Here is an 18,528-nt window from a genome sequence, read left to right on the forward strand (position 1 = left end):
GGTTTAGAAGTTATACTTGTCCATATTTTCCTTGGTTACACCTACCCAGCCAGCTCCGTAGAGCAGGTTTGGTCTGTCGGCATTCGGAGCAATCAAGTCAGTATATCCGTCAATACCAAGGTTAAGACCGGCCTTAATTTCATCAGATCTTTTGGAGAGAACCATAACAGCAAGAGTGTTCATGGCGTATCCTGCAACAGCTGGATCCCAAAATTGAATGTACTCAATAGCACCTTCTTTCAAGTACTCGCCAGCAACAGAAACAAGACCGGTTCCTGCAAAAAAGAGTTTTCCTTTCAGGCCTTTTTCCATGATGAGTTTACCAGCGCCAGCAGAGGTAGGCATTGGACCACCAACGATACCTTTGAGGTCCGGGTAGGTAAGCAGCGTTTCTTTGAGTTTGTTGTAATCGGTGTTGGCATCGTCGTAAGTTTCGAGACGATTGGTCACAAGCTTCATATCAGGGAAGTTTGCTTTCTGGTAAGACTCTGCTCCGTCAATCCATTCATTTTGAGACTTAGAGGTGAGGCTGCCAACGGTTGCAACATAGCTTCCGGTTCCGCCCATGGATTTGCCAAGATGGCGCATCAACTCTTCACCGTAGGCAAAGTTATCAAAGGCTTCGATTGTGTAATCAACGTTTGTAAGATTAGAAGCTTCATGGGCGATAACGACGATGCCGCGCTCTCGTGCTTTTTTCAATACGGGTTCCAGAGCCTCTACTGAAAAAGGAACAACACAGATAGCATCAACACCCTGAGCAATGAGGTTTTCAACGATCTGAACCTGAGAGGCAGCATCTGCCTGACTGGGGCCAAGCATCCAGGTATCGTGACCGGTATCTTTTTTAAACTGTTCGATACCATCCCGCATACGATCAAACCATGCAATGCCATCTACTTTAACAACTGTAGCGATAACAAATTCTTTCTTTGTATCGGCCTTGTTGATCCCCTTAATAAGGTTTTGTGTGTTAACAACAGGTTCCGCATAAGCGCTTGATGCGAAAAATAATGTTATGAGACTAATGAGAAGCTTTTTCATGATTACTCCTTGTTTGGTCTTTTTAAGAATAAACGCCAATGACGTAATGACGTTTAGTTATAAAAAGCTCATTCCAACGTATTGAATAGAAATGAACTTTTTGCTTCTTCTACTGTTTACTTGGGTTAATATGAAGAAGACGCCTCTTCTCCAGTGACTATTGCTATACCAGAGCTTGCCCCAATCCTGTCAGCACCTGCTGCTATTACGGCGCGGGCGTCGTCGAGGTTTCGTACCCCCCCAGATGCTTTAATGCTGCAACTGGTACCAACAACGGATCGCATAAGTTTTATGTCGGCAACTGTTGCACCACCATGGCCAAAACCTGTGGAGGTTTTAACAAAGGCAACACCAACTTCTTTACATATCTGACAAGCACTCTTTTTTTCTTCGTCGGTGAGAAGGCCTGTTTCGATGATCACCTTGAGAGGGACCTTCCCACAGGCAGTAAAGACTGTTTCAATGTCTGCTCGGACCGCATTGAGTTCTCCTGCCTTCATGAGACCTATGTTGATGACCATGTCAATTTCGCTGGCACCGGAGGTCACCGCAAGTTTTGCTTCATAGGCTTTTGCGTCACTCAGCATTGCTCCAAGCGGAAAACCTACCACAGAGCAAATCCCAACATTACTGCCTTTTAACTCTTCAACGCAGAGAGGCACGTAGCCTGAATTAACACAGACAGTCTTGAAAGAATATTCTCTGGCTTCTGCACACAGGGTGCGAATGGCCTCGGGGCTTGCCTCAGGCTTAAGCAGAGTGTGGTCGATGTACGAGGCAACTTCTTTTGGGCTAATTGTTGAATTCATATACTTTCCTTTAGAAAAATTCAGGAGAATTTGTTATTATTTTAACATTTTCAGGTCATAAATATTAAAAGCTAGTGATTGCTGTCAACATTGAAGGCAATTTTTAGTTAAATTGTGATCAAATTAATATCCAATTGACGCAGCCATGAGGCATCGGCATGGGAAAGATCGTCATTGGTAATAACAGTGTCGACCTGAGCTACATCAGCGAAATATGCCATTTTCACTTGATCAAATTTACTGCTGTCTGCTACGATATACACATGCTGCGAGACCTTCATCACTTCACGTTTGAGTTCGATTTCATATTGATTAAAGCAGGTAAGTCCGAGTTGCCTGCTAATTCCGGCTGCAGAGATGAATGCCTTAGTAATACGAAGTTGTCTTATCATATCAATTGCTTGTGGACAGGTGAAAACTTGAGTTTTCTCGTGAAAGGCTCCACCTGTTAAGAGTATTTTGCCTTTTTTCTTCCTATTGAGCAGGGTGAAAATATTAAGAGAACAGCAAATTCCCTTGAAATTTATGTTGTTGTCAATGTAATGGGCAATAAAGGGAGTGGTGGTTCCGCAATCGATAAAGATAACATCATTTTCTTCTATAAGAGCGGCTGCAGCTCTACCAATGCTTTGTTTCTTGTCTCTATTGCGGTCAGTCTCAATATCTACAAGATAGGTGTGTTGCTCGTGAGTTGCGGTGTCCCGCTGAAGCATGGCGTGGGAGCCAATAAGACGTACTGTAGGGCTCAGCTCTGAGATATAGCGTCTACATGTCATCTCAGATACACCTAAAAGTCGCGATATTTCAGTGAGATGAATCATCTCCTCCTGACTGAGGAGATCGACTAGATTGTTTTTTCGCTTTTCTTTTGTTTGAGACAAATTCCCCTCACCGATAGAATTCCATCAATAATTTGTTCAATATCTCACAAAAACAAGGAAAAGCCAAGTTTTTTGTTGCTAAATTATCAATACAAGATGGCTATTATGGAAACTAGCCTGCCGTTGTCATGAGAGCTTGATATGCAACAAGATCATCATGCATGCGCTTAAAGACAGCATACTTCTGCAGGTGATAATGTTGCGTTCCCATCGCAGGTTGAATAACCGCGCCAGCATGGTTCATAGCGGACATTGCAGCAAAAATATTTGGCTGGATTCCGGCTGCAACAGTTGCCAAGGTCGCAGCCCCAAGCAGAACGGCTTCCGGTTCCTTGGCAAGAACTATTTGACAGTTAAGAATATCGGCATGTTCACGTAAGAAGACAGAATTCTTACAGTCTCCTCCACAGGCGAAGATGGTTTGTATGGTATACCCCGATTGGTTCATACTCTCAATTATGTGCTTTGTGCCGTAGGCAATTGCCTGGATGGTGGCCAGGTAAGAAACGGCGAGGTCGTCAATACTGTTTTCCATGCACAGCCCTGCAACAGTGCCTCGCAGCAGGGGGTTGGCCCGGGGAGATCTATTGCCATGGAAGTACGGTAGGATATGCCGGTTTTTGGTAAGTAGAGCGGGGAAAGATAGCCCTGTCGTGAGAATATTAAGCCTTTCATTGAGAAATTGATAGATAGATTTTCCCTCGGATTCAGCCTGTTTTTTAGCCTCCTGTCCACGAGCGTGGCTAAAAATTATATGATCGATAAGAGCACCAGTGGTGGATTGGCCGCCTTCATTGAGCCACATCCCGGGAACCATGGCCGAGAAATATGGGCCCCATACCCCTGCGATATTATGGGCCTGTTGAGAGACCACCATATGGCAACTGGAGGTACCGCAGATGAGGGCCATGCGAGTTTCGAGGATGTCTTGTGTTACTGGCTGATTATCAAGAGACGCGCCAATAATTCCGAGAGCACCGGCATGGGCATCAATAATAGAAGTTGCCGTAGGTGTGCCTTGCAAGAGACCAAGTTCCGTTGCTGCCTGCAGCGAAAGTCCTCCTGTTACGGGGCTTCCCATGGGACGAATGTCAGTACCAATACGGGTGAAATCTTCCTGGGCTAAATCACCAAGGCCAATGGACTCGAAATATTCCCTGTCCCATTGTTGTTCATGCCCAAGATAAGTCCATTTACAGACGGTGGAGCAAAGAGAACGTGAGGTTTGGCCACTTGCTCGCCAGGTAAGAAAGTCGGGGAGATCGAAAAAATGGGCTGTGCGCGCCCAGGTCTCCGGCATGTTTTCTTTCAGCCAAAGCAATTTTGGGGTTTCCATTTCCGGGGATATTGTGCCGCCAACATACTGGAGCACCCTGTGTGGGGAACTGTTAATTTTCATTGCCTGGGGCGTTGCTCGGTGATCCATCCAAACAATGATATTTCGTGCATCGTCTCGACTTGGGCTGACGGTGACGGGGCGTCCTTCCTCGTCAACGGCCACAAGAGAGCAGGTCGCGTCAAAACCGACCCCCTTAATGTCGCTTGCCAGAAGACCGCTAGAAGACATCGCACCTTGGACTGCCTCACAAACGGCCTGCCATATGTTATCTGAAGATTGCTCGACAAAATCAGATCCAGTTTTCCATGTTTGGATATCTCGGCTGGCAACTCCAAGCATCTTTCCTGAAAGATCAAAGACACCGGCCCGTACACTGCCTGTACCAACATCAATACCAATTACTGCAGTCATATTATTATCCATGTACTTAAGTTTTATTGAAAATAGAGGCATCAACCGGGAACAGAATCCACTCACTGGTACCTAGCTAGGTGAATCGTGACAATGTGAGCCACCTAAACAGCAATGGTAAGCATAATCGATCTAAAAACCTATCCCCTCCTGTGTCAGTTATCAGGTGCCCCTCTGAAACCTGAACAGATGAGAAGATTAGAGTCGGCAGAGCTTGATCAAACTTTTACCTGAGTTCAGAGACCACTCAAGCTGGTATTTGCAGCGATAGTGCTGAGATAAAACCTGCCATTTTTTTTATGGTCTCATAAGTTTCAACAAATAATTGAATTTGACTTAAAGTTTCTGAATATGAGAAAATATACTCAGGCTATGCAGCAATACTTAAAGGAAGAACGGAACTTTTAAGTGTAAGAAAGCTGTATCAGTCATCCGAGACGAGCAGAATGGAGTAATTTTCTGGGGTAAATAGTTATATCCCTATGTTGGTTCATCTCTTTTTAATGCTATGACACACGGTGATTCGCAAACACGGTTGAAATCCCTATTAGCCGAATATGAAACTCTTGATCCAGAATGTGATTCTGTGCGCATTCGTGAGCTTATGGAGGAAGGGGCAGGGTTGATAGACAGGGAGGCTCAGCCAAAAAAATGGGCTGCTTTTCGCTATAGGTATGCACAGGTTTCCGAAGAAGTCGATCCCTCAGCAGCTCTGGCAGCTTATAGGGAATCCATTGATTTCTTAGATCCAAAGGAGGACCAGGAGTTACTGGCTGACTGTCACAGGGCTATCGGCATACTCATGATACATCAGGGGAACCTGGGCTCAGATGCGCAGGAAGAAGCGATCTCACACCTGGAGGCTGCTGTCACCCTTTACCCGGATGTCGCTGTTTGGCTGGCTGTTCTTTATCAGTTCCGCATTGCCGGTGATCCCTGGCAAAACTGGAAAAAAAGACTTGAGTACCTTGAAATCGACGCAACGAGTATTCCAAAGGAAGAAGATCCGGTTCGATGGGCAAGGGTCCAAAACGAGTTAGGCATAGCTATGGAAGAGGAGCCGGATGCAAACTTTTACACCGCCCTGGAAAAGAGATTCAAATTCCACCTCAAAGCACTTGCCGCGCTTGGCAACAGCATCAACCCGACCTGGATACGAACACACCTCTACCTGAGTGAATGCTATCTCTTTCGTTTAGGGGAAGACCCTGAGGAAGACCTGTTTTTCGCAGAACAGTTCAATCGTAAAGCCCTTGATGCCTGGACAGATGAATTTGACGTCACACTGAAGATAGTTGCACTGCTCGGTAGAGTAAGGATACTCTCGGTTTCGAAAAAACATGGTAGAACTGAAGACCTGCTGCAGGGGCTCAAGCACTGCGAAGAAGCCGCCAGTCTGATCGATATGTCCCAGCCTACACACCACACCTATTTTGGGAACATCGAATCCCAACGTTCTATGCTCCTCCTCGGGCTTATTAAGCTCGGCCAACATGAGCGTGCTGATGAGCTATTAACCCATGCCCGTAATGCAATCAGGTCCTTTTCAAGCGAAGAACATATCCGCAGCAGACGGATAATTCTCCAAGCGGCGGCCGAGGGGCTCCTTGTGGTTGAACATTTTGCCGATGCTGCAGGTCTACTTAAGGAGGCACTGACAGAGGCCGAGCACGGACTTGGCAGTGCTGAAACCATATCCGCGAGGATGGAGCGGATATGGGAATTCCGGGACTCTTCTGCATTGCTGTGTTGGTGCCTGCTGAAGCTGGGACAGGTGGAAGAAGCACTGCTTGAGCTAGACTTAGGAAAGGATCGCTTCTGGAGTAAAGATATTCAACCGTGGTCTATGGCAGAGTTATACAGTCTTGTTCCTTCCAATGGTGCGTTGCTCTTCGAAAATTTCGCTGCAACTCCAGGTGCTGTAGTCGTGGTTGTCGAAAAGAGGACAGAAATCGTCTGGTTACCACAGTTCGGAAAGAATAGGGTGATGGAATTGCAACGCGGGAATGTTGATGGGCTGCAACTAGGGGGCTGGCTGCATGCCTACTGCTTTCGCAACTCCCAGCCTGATGCGTGGAGAAAACACATTGATGAAACTGCCGGCTTGCTCTATGAAGAATTCTGGGTACCGATCCTTGACCAGTTGAGCCAGCTCGGTATTACATCCGGGGCAGAATTGGTCTGGTTTCCCCAGGGTGGCAGCAATGTATTCCCAATGCATGCAGCCTGGAAAAAGACAAACACCGATGAGGGAAGATTCTGGCTGCTGGATGAGTTCACCCTTCGCTATGCGCCCTCGGTACGGGCACTGTTATTGAAACACGCACCTGCAAAGAACGACTGTGATGACATGCTCATGGTTTCTAATCCCATGGGAGACTTGGAATACAGCGAGATAGAATGCGCCTGGGTAATGCGCATCAGGTCCAGGAAAAGCGTCCAACTGCTTCACGGAGAGGAGGCCACTACAGAGGCTGTATCTGCATCAATTGCAGGTAAGAAGGTTGTACATTTTTCAAGCCATGCCCTTTTCGATCTGAATCATCCTCTCGATTCGTCATTACTGCTTGCACACAATTCCCGGCTCTCATTAAGAGATCTGATGCCAATACTTCAATCCGATGCTCCAGCCATGGTTGTCCTGTCCGCTTGCGAAACCGGCATGGCTCGAGTCACATCGACTCCTGATGAATCATTGGGTTTTCCAGCAGCATTTTTACACGGCGGCTCCAGCACTGTACTCTCGACCCTCTGGCCAGTGGATGATCAGGCAACTGCACTACTGGTAAGCCGTTTCTACTGGGAACTGTCTAAGGGAGATATGTCTCCGGCTCGGGCATTACGGGAAGCGCAAATATGGTTACGCCAAGTGACTGCAAAGGAGTTGCGTCGTCTACTCGGTGAATTAAAAGATGCCCCACCGCCAGCCGGTCCTACAGCCGCAAGACTCCGCACAGCACTGCGGGTAGAATCAAGTGAGGCTTGTCCATTTGCAGAACCCTATTTTTGGGCTGCATTCACCATTTCCGGTAAGGAGTGAATCATGAAAGACCTTCTTGAGCAGTTTTCAATACTTGATGCATTGCTAAATAACTGGGATGGGATACAGGTTCGCCTTGGGCCGGCGGGCAAGTCCCTAAGCAAAGAATTGACAGTAATTGCAGGAAAATTGAGTTCTGCGGTCTCTCCAGATGACATCGCCCTGTTGCTCGAGGATCTACTTGACCTGGTTGAAGAGACACCGGCCTACAGTTATGTGGAGGAGCTGATTGCACGCGCAAGAATTGATGAAACAGAATGCAGGACCCGCAGCAACTTTGCCACAACCGTCTCAACACCTGAGTATGCTGCGACAGTCTCACAGTCAACCATAGCATCTGGTATTGATCTTGGCCGGACCATTGCCGGTGAGACCTCCCCATGCCAGGTTGAGGTGTACTTCGCGACCAATCGTAAAACCACGACCAAAGAAAAAGGATATTTCACAGGGGACCACCAGGATACCATCATCTATGGTAACGCCAGCGTAACGATACCTGTGAATAGACATAGGATCGGTCAGGTAGAGCAGCGGCCCTGGTGGCAGTTCTTCTACGACAAGAACGATCCACGACGGTATATGGTACTTAGTGAGATTGAGACCCTTGACCAGGGAGCGTTCAGCCAAAAGTTGGTTGCTGATGCAAATACCGCATCTGACTTGCTCGTCTTTCTACATGGATACAACGTCACATTTGAAGAGGCAGCCCGTCGTGCAGCCCAGTTTGCCTATGACATGGAATTTAAGGGGAGAATCATCCTCTACAGTTGGCCGTCTCTTGGCAGAACTATGGGATATCCCGCAGATGAGGAGCGAGCCTTTCTCGCTGCAGATTGCTTTAACAGGTTTCTCAAGGGGCTTGAAGAGGGCCCATGGGCAAAGGTGCATGTGGTTGCTCACAGTATGGGAAACCGCGTAATGCTATTGGGGTTAGCAGGATCGGATTGGCCGAACAGCAAGCTGAACCAGATTGTCTTTGTTGCCGGTGATGTTTACGTGGAGGTCTTTGAACAGAAGTTTCCGAAGATCAGAGAAAAGGCCGGAAGATATAGTTCATATGTCTCCAGATCTGACCGGGCGTTGCAGATTTCGTCGCTACTGCACAAAGCCCGACGGATTGGTATCTCCAATGGAGAACTTTACAATTTTGACGGATTGGAAACTATCGATGCGTCAGAACTGAATACGAGCCTGCTCAGCCTTGGCCATGGATATTTTGCTGAGAAACGGAGCGTAATAACCGACCTCGGGAACCTGATCCGCAATGGTTTGGGAGCAGCATCCCGGGGACTACACTCTTCTGCAGATAAAAAATACTGGCTTTTCCCAAAATAAAGGAACAGAGAAAATACCTATCTTTCATGTTCAGATATTGGAAATGATTTTGTGATATAATGCTTTTAGATAAAATCAACAGATTTATTTATGGGGTTAACCCTTGGATATTTAATCAACCATATCGCTTTTTACTTATCGTACCAAACTATCTCGCGATGACCGTAAACCGTTAAAAATGGCTTTTGCTATCACTTCTGGAAACCCACCTGGAATTCGAGCGGCAACACGCTCTATTGCACCATCAACTGAATCACAGCATTCCTCAATAATTTTATCCATCTCGTCAACAGAAAAGCGGCATTTCCTTGCCGCTTCTAGCCAATGTCTACGAACTATCCTATCTCTGCGGTAATGTCGATTTTTCGATTGTACCGCCATCGCCATATGTACACGCTGACTTGCCAACCGCCCGTTTGCAACCAATGGATGAACCGAAATAACATCGTAAAGAGGAGTCATACGAAACACACCACCTCTCAGATGAAAGATACTGAAATTTTTAGCATGACCGTCAATGGCAGCCAACATCCAAAAAAGCAGTTGGGCCATCATGAATACCCGACGATCCTCATAACTACGCTCAGACCCCAGCAAGATATCCATAATCGTACGCATGCCCGGGCCACCATCGTTTTCATACTTCAAGTTACCGGACACACCTGTAACCTGACACATATCTTCCTGTGGTAATCTCATGAGCCAGGATCCATCTTTTGCCCAACGACGATCAAAACGCTCAACAACGAGCACCCTTTGCTCACCAAACTGCATTATTTCGCTACTTGCTACCGGTACTCCAAATTCAGCAAGTAACTGCAGGCAGATCCATTCGTTCTCGACACTATCCCCAAGATCGATACCGGTGTTTCCCAGTTCGCCTATGGGTAATTTAAAAATATGGCTGGTTGGTGTCGCGCCGCTTGGCCTATACCAACGATTATCCTGTTTTAAGAATGCTGTCTTTTCCTGGGCTCCTGCTACTGATATTCGAAAATCTTCCTCAATATTCACGCCCAAAGGCATGGTTCGATAACTCTGAAGTATATCTGAAATCTCAACATCGGATAAAGGCGTCGCTGTTATTTTTCGAATATCAACAGGGGCTCCTTCTGCCACCAGCTGCAACGCCCCTACACAATCTCTACCAATGTAAGAAAGTAAATCAAAACACCGGGTCGTCTCAGCTCCCACACGCGCCTGCAACCTGCTACGAATTGCCAGGCTATCAGGAAGGAGATTATCAAAGTAATTTTCGACAATAACGCCACTGTAGCTTTGACTGCTTAGAGGCAATGAAAGAGATAAAAGTCTTCGATTGTCAAAATCAAGCCATGATTTTTCATAATTAAAACTCAAAACTCCTTGAGCTGAAGAATGCAAGCGACCAACCAAATACCCATTCATCAATATTTGCAGTGAAACATTCTTTTTTGAGGACATTACCAGTCATCCTGATTTGAAGTAGAAGAGTTAGATTTCGATTGCAAAACAACGCCCAGCTCCAGGGCAGAGAGCAAACGAAACAGACTGTCAACTCTGCAGTTCGCGTTACCGTTTTCAAGCAACGATATCTTTTTTTGATCAAGCCCAACTCTTTGACCCAACTCTTTCTGGCTCAACCCCTTCTCCTTACGAAGAGTCCGCAGTGCAACACCTATATCCTTAGGTGAAACGAGTAACATTTGCATATCAACTCCTTGTCTTTTTCGATATATTAACATTCCATGTCGAAAAAGCAATAAAAACAGAATATGTCTTTAAAGACATGTAACTTCGAGAATCTCTCCACCTTATACCTTATGATATACGCTATATTCATAATAAACAGAGCAACAGCACCAACTTCAATTGTCTAGTTTTTCACACTAAAAACTGGACAGTCGCTTATGTCGTAAAATATGAATAGATAATTACCTGACTTTTTTCAGATGGGATATTTTGAGAAATATATTTTCAGTTGTGAGGGGTAAGTTGCTCTTCGAAATGCTCTATTCATAACCAGAAAGCAGGTCTTCAGGTTCCGGTTTCGAAAAAATCATATAAATCATCGAAGAGTTCATATGCCTGATCTACGGTTCAGGCATATGGATGTTGGTAGGACGGAATAACATAATCAAAATCTTAGCTGAATATTTTTGCTAGTTGGTACTCGGCACCACTTATCTTCTTTGCCATTAGCTCTCTTTTCTCAATTCTATTGTGCTTAGATTTACTCAATAAAAAATCAGATTTAATATCGATTCAAGCTTTTAAATGTGGTAACTCAATTTCCTTACTTACCTGCCAGACCATAAATACTCCTCAAGTTTTCAAGTACTTGCTCAGGGGTACCCCGCCGGTGACCAAGTTGTCTTAAATCAATAGTTTCAGCCGCCATAGCTAAAACAAATCGCGACATATCAGCAATAACCTGATCTGACATTTCTACTCTGGTGTCTTGAGATACAATCAGGTACAACCTGAAGACATCATTCTTATGCTTTTTTATATCTCGAGAATCGACGCTATCCCCCTGCTCCTTCCTGGCTGTCAAATCTAACCAGGCACGAGCTTTCAACGGGATAATATATTCTGGGCCAAGGACAGACAATCCATCTAACTCCTGCTTTCCTGCATGAAGAAATTCATAATACGATTCATCCAATAAGATGGCTGAGAGGCTTGAGACCTCCTCACCCATAGGTATTGGGGTGAGATGTCCTTCACCTTCATAAGCCAATGCATCAGGCCTTTTAGAAAAGAGTTCCAACATTTCCGGAAATCTATGATCTTCCGGATCGTAAAATCGATAAAACTGCCTCTCTCTAATGCTCTTTTGTCTATTTTGGTAGTTACCTGCCTGAACAAACTCCCAAAACTTTCTGACAAAATCAAGGTCAAGAGCCTCTACACATAAAACAATATCAAGATCAGCTGTGGCTCTAAACTGCAAACCTGCTTCATCCATGGCAAGCGAGGCGGCAGTACCACCAATTAAAACATAGTTAGCTTCATACCCTTCAAAGTGTGCTTTAAACCTATCGAGTCCTCTTACCATGGGAATTTCTCCTGCAACTCTTCAAGAGCCATTTCAACCCGCTCATCTTTAGTATCGTTGAGGCTTAAGAAAAGTGAGAATGGATCTACAGTGTCATTACTAGCAAACAGTTCTGGAGGATATTTCCAAATTTCAATCTCTATTGAATTCAGTTCATGAATTGCCAGCTTGATCATTCCTTCATACAACTGCATGGCCTTCCATGTTTCAGCGCTCACAGCATAGATGCGATTCTGAGGTTCCACCAACATACTGGAACGTGCTAATGCGGATTCACCCGCAAGCAGCATGGGAAAGTTACCGTAATTGTGAAACCCTAAGACTTTGACGCGTTGACTGGTGGGTGTCCGTAGTTGATGGAATGCTTTTTCCCATAAGCTTTTTCTATCCCCATCAAAGCGTAAGACTCGTTCACGCCACTCCATACTCACATCGACCAGATCAGCAGCTTCAATTTCATCAAAAGCCCTGGTCATGGTCATTTTTGTGTAGTTAAGATCTTTTGCCAGCTGTGAAGGGGTTATCCCTCTTTCTTTCCAATTATAAAGGATTGAAAGGATAACAGCCTGTGTGGAAGGACTGAATTTTTTCTTTGCTATACGTATGCTGCGAATATGCTCACGCAGATCCATACCAAGAAGCGGCAGATACATCTGGTTACCAGGCACCACAAACGAGATCTTATGTTCAATAAGCCGCTTACGGTTATAACTAGAAAGTATAGGGTGCAGATAAATGACCTCATGCTGCCATATCTTTCCTACCCGCTCGATGTGTTTGCGTATGGTTACCGGAGTAACCTCATCTTCATCCCGTGCAGCCATGACCAGAAAGGGTTGCTCAAGCAGCTTACAGGTGTAAAAACGATACAGGTTCCGTAAAAACATGGGGAGCCCATTCTCCTTCGACCACGGCTCAAGAGAAGATGAGATACCCAAGTTTTCTAAAAGATAGCTTTCAAAGTTGTGTGCCAGACTTCGCATTAGACGCTCCTATCAATAACATGTTTTTTGCACAGTAACACACTCAATGTTACTGTGCAATTTTTATGTTACTGAATTACTTTAACATCTTTTTATCGGACCGTGTGAGGTGATGATCAATAATGCGGTCACCTTTAAAGAGATGATACCATGGTGCAGATTCCACATCCTTGCCACGGTCTTTTCCCAAGTTGATATTTGGTTTATCACACAATACTAATGTCTACTTTCTTTATATAAAAAGCTGCTTTCTTATCTATAAAGTTACGATTTTTTTCTATCTTATTCTTCCATTCTTACAACTCATCTAAATTCAATTACCGAACTATCTAGACGTTAGTCTGGAATTAGCAGGCATTGTATTTTTTCTTGCCATTCAGAATGTCATCGTTAGTTTGGCTTGGTTCTTAATTACGCTTTCGTAATTAAAGCCAGATATTATGCTATCTTTTTATCGGCAGAATTGTCGCTTGCGTTTTGCTGCTCTTCCCTTCTCTTTGTAGTCCACCTGGTACGTCTTTCCATTAGCGGCAGTTGTTGCATTTTTTGCAACAACTGCATCACGCTTCAGCTCACCAGATTTGAAAATATTATTCAAATATCTGGAAACAAATGACTTATCGCAACCAAACAGTTCCACCATCTGGTTAAGAGAAAGTCAGACAGATTCTTTATAAAGGCTTACCTCGAAAGAACTTCCACCATCGTCGGCCTGATAAAATACTATTTCACCGTGTTTATATTGCATATTAGTGCCTTACCTTTGAATGTCTTTCATAAGAAACAAGATAAGGGATAGTACCTTTAACATTATTAACGTCAATATACTTACCAAGGCACTTATCCCGGCTTGTTTTCCGTTTACCGGGGTTAAGCAACCAATCCCTCATTTAACTGTTCAATGACACTATTCAACTCATCACCAAAGAGCTGGTAGCCATTACATCAACGTCACAATCAGGTCGGCAACTCAGTGCCTTCATTCATAATCCTAATATATTCCAAGTAAGAATAAAGACGGTTTCGCTTCTGTCCAGTAACCTCTTTAACGATGCCAATTCGTTCCAGTTCACGCAAGCAGGCATTGACGGTGGCAGGTGACAACTGCGTCTTTTCCTGTATCCAGTTCGGTGAAGCTATTGGACGTTCCAGCATCGCTTTATGAATGAGGTGAGCAGAACCGGAAATACGTTTTAACCCGTTAATCTGTTGCCCATCTTCGGCCGAAAGTGTCATCAGCCGTTGAGCGGTTTCCACCGCCTGAGTTGCTGTATGGATCACGGCATCGGCAAAAAAATCAAGCCAGGACTCCCAGTCGCCAGTCCGCCGAACTTCATTTAACAGTTCATAGTACCGTTGACGGTGCGTCTTGAAATACAAGCTTAAGTAGAGCATCGGTTCTTTGAGAACCTTCTCGGAGCAGAGCAAAAGAGTAATAATCAAACGCCCCAACCGCCCGTTACCATCAAGAAAGGGGTGAATGGTTTCAAACTGAACGTGCGCCAATGCCGCTTTGATCAGAACCGGTGTCCTTTCTGGCTGGTCATGCAGAAAAAGCTCAAGCTTGCCCATACAATCCTGAACATGATCGGGAGGCGGTGGAACAAATGCAGCTGTAACGGGGCGGCTTCCGCCAATCCAGTTCTGACTTCTGCGGAACTCGCCGGGATCACATTCTTTACCCCGCCCCTTCGACAGCAACACACTATGGATCTCTTTCAGCAAACGAAGTGAAAGCGGAAAACCTGAACTCAACCTATTGAACCCGTGGTTGAGAGCTGCCACATAGTTACTTACCTCCTGAACATCATCCAGTGGCACTCCCGGCTGATGTTCAAATTCAAACAACAGCAAATCAGATAAGGATGATTGGGTTCCCTCAATCATTGAAGAAAGAACTGCTTCCTTGCGCACATACATATAAAGGAAAAGTGATGTCTCCGGGAGCAAGACTGATACACTGTCAAGACGTCCAAGGGCCAGCAGAGCTTGATCAAACTTTTCCCTGAGTTCAGATGACCATTCAATCGGCGGTATTGGCGGCAACTGTGCTGGAATAAAAGCTTCTGCTGTTTCCCCAACTGTTGAAATAGCAATGTAATGGCCTTGCAGGTCTCGTTTCATTTCTTATTTCACTTTTTGAATCAACAGTTTTCTTATTTCAGTTTATGCCTTAATCTAAAATAGCCAAACGGGTATCTATTGTCAAGTGCCGCTCCTGAATTGTACACTTCCTTAAATAGGTGTTGAGATTGATGGAGATTATTCTCCCCAGAGATATGAATATATCTTAATGGTTCTTGTACCCATGTCACACATCCAAATTATCTTTCTTTTGCCATAAATATAGTCTTTACAGTAAGATATCGCACCACCACTCGTCACAAGGCAATTACGTAGATAGAGTGTCGCTTCTTCATCAGAGTGCTATTAAGAACAATGAACTCTTTCTGGACAACATCAACAACACTCCATGTCGAAAACGCAATAAACAGAACATCACTACAAATTTCAATTGTCCAGTTTTTCATACTAAAAACTGGACAATTGGTTGATCATTTACTGGTGTTAGTGTTGGTGAATTGTTACACCAAACAAAACAAGATCATTTGCCTCCGCACTGGTGGCAAGTGGTCGGCGATCAGCCGGCAGAGTGGAGCACTCAAGATGCTGTTATTTATAAACAAAAGTAAAATTTCACCCTTGACGTTTTGGTCCATCTCGGTGTAATATTGTCGTATATAGTGATTCCGTTCGATTTGGCGGGGTCAAAGGCCCATAGAAATTAAGAGACTTATAAAAGACATGACATTCAATCTGAAACGGCGATGCCCAGCCTTCAGATGGTGGACATTTTGACAAGACTGGATCCTTCGGGCAACAGAAGAACATCTGGTCCGCGATTTGTCTTTAGCGCTGTCCCGCCAAAGCGAACGTGATGACAAGATTCGTATCGGACACAATCAAGGTATACGAATCCACCGTCCTTAGCCGCCATGCTGGCTGGGAGGGAATTAAAGCTGCTCACCTGGTATCTTTAAAGATGACAGAGCTACCCAGACATCCGGTATACAATGTGACTTGGGGCGGATGCAACTCTCGGAAATAATACTCGTCACCTCCCCGCATGGGGGCAGAGTAACTCTTACCCTTTTTCGTAGTGACATCGGATCGGGTATCTAAAAGTCTCCGAAATATAGTCTTCCCGTTGGGGCCTGTACTGTAGAGTAATCTTTATAGATTACTCTTACGGTACAGGTACGCAGCGAACAGGGAAACTGTATCCAGGGGACATCAACTCACATCAAACAGCCAACAAGTCATCCGCATGCAGGAAAAGACTCTACGCTGTCTGATCACACTCTGCGGATTAAGTACTTAACCGCACATGCCTTAGCCCCAATACGCGTTATTATCACCCCCCGCCATTCGGATCAAGACTGATACCGGCAATGTCTGCTGAATATTAGATTGGGAATCTCCAACCAGTTCCAACAGGAGACGAACGACATGGCATTAATTACAAAGAAAAATAAGAGACGTCACCGAATACAGTTCACCATGTCTTGTGAGCTGCATGAACGTTATACATCCTACCAGGTTCGGGCCAAAAATCTTGGCCTTGTCATCAATTTCAGCAATGATTTCGAGGAGTGGTTCAATATCCAGCTGGACAACATAGGGCACGAACTGAACAGGATCGAGACAGGACAAGTCGGGCCAGAACTTGTCTGTGAAACAAAAGAATTCCCAGATAATCCATACGGTCTTGAACAATAACCCGGCTACAAATCCACGGACAATTCATGAGGTTAGCATTTCCTTAATCTGAACCTATCAAGAGGTCATTATATGAAATCCATCCCGACATCAAATATCTTACCAGCATCCGGTTTTGTACGACTATCACACATAATCGGCAACTCAAAAACTAATCCACCAATCCCTGCAATCATTCCGGTTTCAAAAAGTACCTGGTGGGCAGGAGTAAAATCTGGACGTTTCCCCAAACCAATAAAACTCGGTCCCCGCACCACAGCCTGGCGGGTAGAGGATATTCTAAATCTCATATCCAGGAGCCAGGTAATCAAACATGAGAATGAACAAGATACAACTGATACTGAGTGACAACGATGGACTGGATAAAAATCATGTGCAATATCCTGGATCATCGAAAAATCAAAATGATCCGAAAAAGTCCAGAGGGCAATACTCTTGTCCTTTTATGGCTATTGCTACTCACCGAAGCGGGTAAATGCAACCGAGGAGGTTATTTGCTCATATCAGACAGTCTTTCATACACGGTAGAAACCTTGAGCATGATAACGGATATTCCACTACCAACTGTTCAGCTCGGACTTTCAATCTTTTCCAACCTGGATATGATCGACAGTAAAGACGGTGCGATCTTTATTAAAAACTGGAGAAAATACCAGAGTGAAGACAAGCTAGAGGCTCGCCGGGAAAAGGATCGGCTTCGGCAACAACGGCACAGGGAAAAAGAGCGGGAAAGATTGCGATCTCTACCTTCCCCCAATAAAGTGTCACGTGACAATAACGTTATCATGTCACGTGACGTCACGCAGGAGAACAGACAAGACAAGAGTAGAGAAGAAAAGACAACAACAGAGAAAGCCCGATTGTTGTTGTCGGGTACATCTATAGCAAAGATCTCAAATCAGGAACTGGAGTGCCTGGAAAAGAGGCACGGTTCGGAACAGCTCCTGCAAGCCGCAGATATTGCGGCCGAGACGTGGCGACGGAACCGGGAAGATAAGCACAACCCTGGAGGTTATCTCCATTCCCTGTGCGCATCACTAGTGCTGCCGGATTGGTATGTGCCATATGAGAAACGAATGGCAATAGCAAAAGAAGAACTGTCCCGTAAAAAGATAGACAGTATGGAAAAAGCCTCATTAAGAGCGAAGGAAAAAGCAAAAAATGAAGCCATGGACACGTTGTGGAATTCGTTATCATCAGAGCAACATGAAGAGTACCAGAAGAAAGCTCTTGCCAGCTTTCCTGACAGCATACGGCCATCCATGACGATAACAATGATCATGGCCAAATTGCTGGCTTTCCAGGAGGCATCCTGCAGTCATGAGAAAATTATGTAGAATTGATGCAAGGTGAGAGTGTTGTGAAGAAGAGGAATCTCTGCGGAGAGACTTCCGCAAAGATTCTCGCGCTACTGCGCGAGGGCGGAAATTGGGTGTCGCCGTATGCAAATCAGAGCCTGTTCAGTTTCTGCATATTCCTTTTGGGCTTGAATACAAACTTAATTTCCGCGCTGTGTCAGCATAGGCAGACACAGCGCGGAACAACTATCTACGCGGCATTGTCGCGTTTGACGCGACAATGCATGGAGGGCAATTATATGAGCCATGAAAACGAGACATTTGACGCGCAAGCGGAAGTCGAACGCATTCGCTCACGCCGAGCAGAGGCAAGACGGAAACTTTTCCGCAAGAGCCGCCTCGATAGGTATCAAAGTGAATTGTTGGCAATGAAACGGGCTGGTGCTTCCTGCGCCGACCTTGCCGAGTGGTTGCGAGTCAGTCACCGGTGCAAGATCAACCGCAGTTCCATCGATCGCTATCTCAAAAAACTTCAAGAACGAGAATAAGCAGATGAGGAAGAACTGAA

General features: G+C 45.1%; 15 protein-coding genes. 6 read left to right on the forward strand and 9 right to left on the reverse strand.

What is annotated here, in order from left to right; genetic code table 11:
• Nucleotides 1–3: 3 nt before the first annotated feature.
• From FCL48_RS15555 to FCL48_RS15570, 4 genes are all read right to left on the reverse strand, one after another.
• Nucleotides 4–1,044 (reverse strand): autoinducer 2 ABC transporter substrate-binding protein, encoded by a 1,041-nt coding sequence (locus FCL48_RS15555; RefSeq protein WP_136873292.1) that lies wholly within the window; start codon nt 1,042–1,044, stop codon nt 4–6.
• Between the two features lie 125 nt (nt 1,045–1,169).
• On the reverse strand, nt 1,170–1,853 hold the full coding sequence (gene deoC / locus FCL48_RS15560; protein ID WP_136873294.1) for a deoxyribose-phosphate aldolase: 684 nt from the start codon (nt 1,851–1,853) through the stop codon (nt 1,170–1,172).
• Nucleotides 1,854–1,960: 107 nt separating this feature from the next.
• Nucleotides 1,961–2,734, reverse strand: coding sequence for a DeoR/GlpR family DNA-binding transcription regulator (locus tag FCL48_RS15565; protein WP_136873296.1), 774 nt, complete (start codon nt 2,732–2,734; stop codon nt 1,961–1,963).
• A 112-nt stretch (nt 2,735–2,846) separates the two neighbouring features.
• Nucleotides 2,847–4,484 (reverse strand): FGGY-family carbohydrate kinase, encoded by a 1,638-nt coding sequence (locus tag FCL48_RS15570; protein WP_136873298.1) that lies wholly within the window; start codon nt 4,482–4,484, stop codon nt 2,847–2,849.
• 535 nt (nt 4,485–5,019) lie between these two features.
• On the opposite strand from FCL48_RS15570, the gene FCL48_RS15575 reads away from it, so the two are divergent.
• On the forward strand, nt 5,020–7,524 hold the full coding sequence (locus FCL48_RS15575; protein WP_169309246.1) for a CHAT domain-containing protein: 2,505 nt from the start codon (nt 5,020–5,022) through the stop codon (nt 7,522–7,524).
• Nucleotides 7,525–7,527: 3 nt separating this feature from the next.
• The gene (locus FCL48_RS15580) at nt 7,528–8,859 is read left to right on the forward strand and encodes an alpha/beta hydrolase (protein WP_136873302.1); all 1,332 of its coding nucleotides are present in this window, start codon (nt 7,528–7,530) and stop codon (nt 8,857–8,859) included.
• A gap of 135 nt (nt 8,860–8,994) precedes the next feature.
• Here FCL48_RS15580 and FCL48_RS15585 read toward each other — a convergent pair whose 3' ends face one another.
• The 5 genes from FCL48_RS15585 to FCL48_RS15605 form a co-directional block, all read right to left on the reverse strand.
• A complete protein-coding gene (locus FCL48_RS15585; protein ID WP_136873304.1) occupies nt 8,995–10,302 on the reverse strand; it encodes a type II toxin-antitoxin system HipA family toxin in 1,308 nt (435 codons plus the stop codon).
• Nucleotides 10,302–10,550, reverse strand: a complete 249-nt coding sequence (locus tag FCL48_RS15590; RefSeq protein WP_136873305.1) for a helix-turn-helix domain-containing protein — start codon at nt 10,548–10,550, stop codon at nt 10,302–10,304. The genes FCL48_RS15585 and FCL48_RS15590 overlap by 1 nt, the downstream gene beginning before the upstream one ends.
• 584 nt (nt 10,551–11,134) lie before the next feature.
• On the reverse strand, nt 11,135–11,899 hold the full coding sequence (locus FCL48_RS15595) for a hypothetical protein (protein ID WP_136873306.1): 765 nt from the start codon (nt 11,897–11,899) through the stop codon (nt 11,135–11,137).
• A complete protein-coding gene (locus tag FCL48_RS15600; RefSeq protein WP_136873307.1) occupies nt 11,893–12,882 on the reverse strand; it encodes a MarR family transcriptional regulator in 990 nt (329 codons plus the stop codon). Before FCL48_RS15600 ends, FCL48_RS15595 begins: the two co-directional genes overlap by 7 nt.
• Before the next feature lie 957 nt (nt 12,883–13,839).
• Nucleotides 13,840–15,006 (reverse strand): Fic family protein, encoded by a 1,167-nt coding sequence (locus FCL48_RS15605; RefSeq protein WP_136873308.1) that lies wholly within the window; start codon nt 15,004–15,006, stop codon nt 13,840–13,842.
• 1,386 nt (nt 15,007–16,392) lie between these two features.
• Between FCL48_RS15605 and FCL48_RS15610 the strand changes: the two genes are divergently transcribed.
• The 4 genes from FCL48_RS15610 to FCL48_RS15625 all read left to right on the forward strand — a co-directional run bounded on the left by FCL48_RS15610 (nt 16,393) and on the right by FCL48_RS15625 (nt 18,508).
• Entirely contained in the window at nt 16,393–16,662 is a 270-nt protein-coding gene (locus FCL48_RS15610; RefSeq protein WP_136873310.1) for a hypothetical protein, read from the forward strand.
• 72 nt (nt 16,663–16,734) lie between these two features.
• Nucleotides 16,735–17,010 (forward strand): AlpA family transcriptional regulator, encoded by a 276-nt coding sequence (locus FCL48_RS25920; RefSeq protein ID WP_136873312.1) that lies wholly within the window; start codon nt 16,735–16,737, stop codon nt 17,008–17,010.
• A 5-nt stretch (nt 17,011–17,015) separates the two neighbouring features.
• The gene (locus tag FCL48_RS15620; RefSeq protein ID WP_136873314.1) at nt 17,016–17,999 is read left to right on the forward strand and encodes a phage replisome organizer N-terminal domain-containing protein; all 984 of its coding nucleotides are present in this window, start codon (nt 17,016–17,018) and stop codon (nt 17,997–17,999) included.
• A gap of 23 nt (nt 18,000–18,022) precedes the next feature.
• A complete protein-coding gene (locus FCL48_RS15625) occupies nt 18,023–18,508 on the forward strand; it encodes a hypothetical protein (protein ID WP_136873315.1) in 486 nt (161 codons plus the stop codon).
• Nucleotides 18,509–18,528: the final 20 nt, after the last annotated feature.

This window comes from Desulforhopalus sp. IMCC35007, from assembly GCF_005116575.1.
GTDB lineage: Bacteria > Desulfobacterota > Desulfobulbia > Desulfobulbales > Desulfocapsaceae > Desulforhopalus_A.